Genomic DNA, 243 nt, shown 5'->3' on the forward strand with positions numbered 1-243 from the left:
GGGATGCGGACCTGAACCCATTTCTGCACACCTGGTCGCTGGGTGTGGAGCAGCAGTTCTACCTGGTGTTTCCGCTGCTGATGGTGGGGATCGGCTATGGCGTGCGGCGGAGCGTGCCGCTGCTGGCGGCGCTGGTCGTGCTGTCTCTGGGGGCGAGCTGGTGGTGGACGCAGAGCGCACCGATGGCGGCATTTTTCCTGATGCCGAGCCGGCTGTGGGAACTGACGGTCGGCTCGCTGCTGC

1 pseudogene is annotated in these 243 nt (G+C 66.3%); it reads left to right on the forward strand.

The features are described from left to right. Positions 1–243, forward strand: a pseudogene (locus KUG43_RS17535) (acyltransferase family protein); the annotation flags it as partial.

The sequence above is a fragment of the Synechococcus sp. CCY 0621 genome, from assembly GCF_019038465.1.
Taxonomy (GTDB): Bacteria; Cyanobacteriota; Cyanobacteriia; order PCC-6307; family Cyanobiaceae; genus Cyanobium.